Raw genomic sequence first — 3587 nt, 5'->3', positions numbered from 1 at the left:
TTACTGCTGAATTCACTGTCGGCGAAGGTAAGTTGATGACTCATGATGAACTCTGTTCCATGGCTCCAGATGACAAACATGATCTCATATCAGGGACTTGTTCGCACCTTCCTTAGAGAAAAACGACGCTGAAACACGTCGCGATCCTTACGATTATGATCCTTTTGCCGGGGATACCGTTCCGGTGCCGGGATGCTGGCAAATGATGAAAGAAAAATGGTTTTATTATGAAGGGAGTGCGTGGTACACCCGGGACATTGATTACCTCAAACAGGACGCGGATGAACGTATTTTCTTACGCATTGGCGCAGCCAATTATGATTGCAAAGTTTTTGTCAATCATCAGTTTATAGGCAACCACTATGGGGGCTCAACTCCATTTTGCGCTGAATTAACGTCTGTATTACTGCCTGGAAAGAATGTGGTGATGTTATGTGTGAATAACACCCGCACTACTGACAGGCTACCCTTGAGAAATAATGACTGGTTCAACTATGGCGGGATATACCGTGAAATTGATATTATTCGAACGCCGCAAACTTATATCAGGGATCTGTTCGTTTATTTAGTTCCAGACGGCAAATATAATAAAATAGCCGTGAGAATAGCAGTGGAAGGCGATGCGCGAGAGGTGAATTTCTCTCTCGCTGAACTTGGCATCTCCGTAACTCTTCCGGTGGTGAATGGCATTGCTGAAGCTAACCTGTCTGCTGAACCGCAAATTTGGTCTCCTGAACACCCTAAATTGTATCGCGTTATGGCATCGCTGGGGCGCGACTGTGTCAGCGACCGCGTGGGTTTCAGGCAAATTGACGTTGTGGGTACGGATATCCGTCTCAACGGTAAATCGCTCTATCTACGCGGCATAAATTGTCACGAAGATGATGTATTATTGGGAAAAATGACCAACGAAGCGGATATCCGCCGCCGTTTTCATGATGCTAAAGAGCTGAACTGCAACTACCTGAGACTGGCGCATTACCCCCACCATGAGATGGTCGCGCGTATTGCGGATGAGGTCGGTTTGTTGCTCTGGGAAGAAATTCCAAACTACTGGGCGATAGATTTTAAAAATCCGACAACGCAACGCGATGCACATAATCAGTTGATGGAGCTAATCTATCGTGACCGAAACCGTGCGAGCGTAATTATCTGGTCAGTGGGTAATGAAAATGCCGATACCGATGAACGCCTGGATTTTATGAGCATGTTGATTGACGCAGCCCGAAAGGCCGATCCCAGCCGTTTGATTTCTGCCGCTTGCCTTGTCAATCATGCAAAAATGAAGATTGAAGATCGTCTGGCAGATTATCTTGATATTATCGGTCTGAATGAGTATTACGGCTGGTACGAAGAGAATTTTGACGATCTGATTGTGCTCGGTGAAAACTCGTCGCCAACAAAGCCTGTTGTCATCACTGAAACTGGTGCCGAGGGCGTTCCGGGCGAACATGCGCCTCAGTCGGGGCCATTCTCGGAAAACTATATGGCGGATGTTTATCGCAAACAGACCGAGTATCTGCCAAAACTCAATTATGTGCGCGGTTTTACTCCATGGTTGTTGTATGACTACCGTACAGAAAGACGTCAGAACCCCTATCAGAAAGGATTCAATTGCAAGGGACTGATTACCGCAGATAAAATAACGCGCAAAAAAGCATTTTATGTATTGCGGGATTTTTATCAGCAATTAAAAAATGCCGGGTCATAATTGATCAATTTTCTGTCAAACTTTCTGCCAGGCTAAGTAGCCTGGCAGGATCAAATAGCATAGCCAGATAATGTGGCTGTTGTTGTTCTTCTTTATCAATCCACGCAGAAATTCGAATCGCCAGAAGGCGCAGTTCATTAATTTCACTATTTAATTCAAATGAAGATATGCCACTCTGATGGCCGTAACGATCGACCATCATTTTCATAGCGACACTTCGTGCGACTCTGTTGAACATTTCAGTGTAGTACGGTACGCGGTCCCAGACGCGTTTGAATAAATCTTTTTTCTCATCCGACATATCAATGGAGTGTATTATTTGAAAGAGCCGGTTACGGGAGTCTTGTGCCAAAAACATAGCTCGTTCTTTCTCTAACACTAATTGCTGGAACTGTTCGCGTCCGGCATCGGGATCGTTTATCGGGAACAAGACCGTCGCAGCATAATCATCAGATTTAAGCAAATGAAACTGCAGTTGTTTTACGGCTTGTGCATAGCTTACCGGGACCTGGCTGAAATGGTGTAAAACATGCCCCAGGATATAGGGGGTCTTTCTCATCCATTCATAGCTGCTGGCGTACAATTGATGAAAGATGTTTAATTCAGCCGCCTCCACCTTACGCTCAAGCATATCCGTGAGCCAGCAATGAAACGCCTGTTTCTCAGACATAAATATTTCACGGCCAAACATCGCTAAGCCATGCAGGTTCACTGAATTTACGGAGTTAATCAGGGAACTGTTAGAGATCCATTCCCAACTAAGCCGTCCCGTAATCGCTTCCAGTTCCTCACCGGCCATACTTTCAACCCAGCTAAGACGGCCCTGAATTTCCTCTAATAAGTAGCACGGTAGTAGAGTCCAGCCGTACTCCAGCCCCCACATATCAAACTCAATCCACTTGACCCGACCTTCAAGCTGAGTCAATAAAGGGTTATTGACAAAACCCGGGCGATAACCATGAGCAACTGCTTTTATTGACACCCTCACATCCGGAGGTAATACCTGCAACGCATTGACTAATTGCCACGATGCTGCCTCATCCTCCATGTAGTCACGCAGGACCATTTTTTTTCCCAGGCTTCGCAGGGTTTGGTAGAGAAATGGGATTGTCGAGACCCAGCTGGCTTTATAGGGTTGATGTCGGTGAAGATTAACAATCATTCCATCAATGCCGGATAGCTGCTCCAAGGCTTCAAAGAGTGCGTGCTGATAGAAGTTTTTCCAGAAAATTTCATCTGCGCTAATATTATCAATCAAAGCATACTCTGGATATTTTTCTTGTATTTTTCCATCCCGTGGTAGCGCTTCACCTTGCAACCAAACGCCAATGCCCGACGCCTGACAATAACGGCATAATCGCTGCAAATACAATAAATGCTCCTGATACTCACGCATCAGATTTTCACGACCATATTGACAATATTTTGAGGGAGGAACTAATAAAGACAATAAATTCTGCTGATTAATAACAAGTCCATTAAATTGGTCCCGTACCATCACTGCAATAACACTCTGCAAGTATGGCCAGTGCCAGATCAGCGAAGAGTTTACTTCTAGTAAACGAAGCGGAATTGAGCTCTGCACTTAAAGAAACCACACTAAGAACGTTAGCCATGACCTGCATTTTATAGCTTTTATTTTTCATTCACCACATTTCTTTGTTCCTAGACATCCTGAAGTCCTAATTACAATAGTGATACAGTTTGCCTTTAAAAAGCAGCATCTCGTCATTTACTTATATCTCATCCCCGGCAGGCGATGGGTATGAACCGGAAACATGGGTAACACTTTAGACCGGATACATGGGTAACAGTTATAACTGGCATAGAAGAGGAGACTCGCTATGCCCTGGACTGAGACCCGACCTATGCAACG

General features: G+C 45.0%; 2 protein-coding genes. One reads left to right on the top strand and one right to left on the bottom strand.

Translation table 11 applies throughout. The features are described from left to right. Positions 1-202: 202 nt before the first annotated feature. Positions 203-1711, top strand: a complete 1509-nt coding sequence (locus FHC48_RS22865; protein WP_220420619.1) for a glycoside hydrolase family 2 protein — start codon at positions 203-205, stop codon at positions 1709-1711. A 4-nt stretch (positions 1712-1715) separates the two neighbouring features. Here FHC48_RS22865 and FHC48_RS22860 read toward each other — a convergent pair whose 3' ends face one another. Beyond that, complete coding sequence (locus tag FHC48_RS22860; RefSeq protein ID WP_185949888.1) at positions 1716-3296, bottom strand: hypothetical protein; 1581 nt, start codon at positions 3294-3296, stop codon at positions 1716-1718. Positions 3297-3587 lie beyond the last annotated feature (291 nt).

This window comes from Enterobacter sp. EC_50 (assembly GCF_019584525.1).
Classification (GTDB): Bacteria; Pseudomonadota; Gammaproteobacteria; order Enterobacterales; family Enterobacteriaceae; genus Enterobacter; species Enterobacter roggenkampii.
Note: the sequence above shows the minus strand (reverse complement) of the source record. Positions and strands in the feature narration are given on the sequence as shown.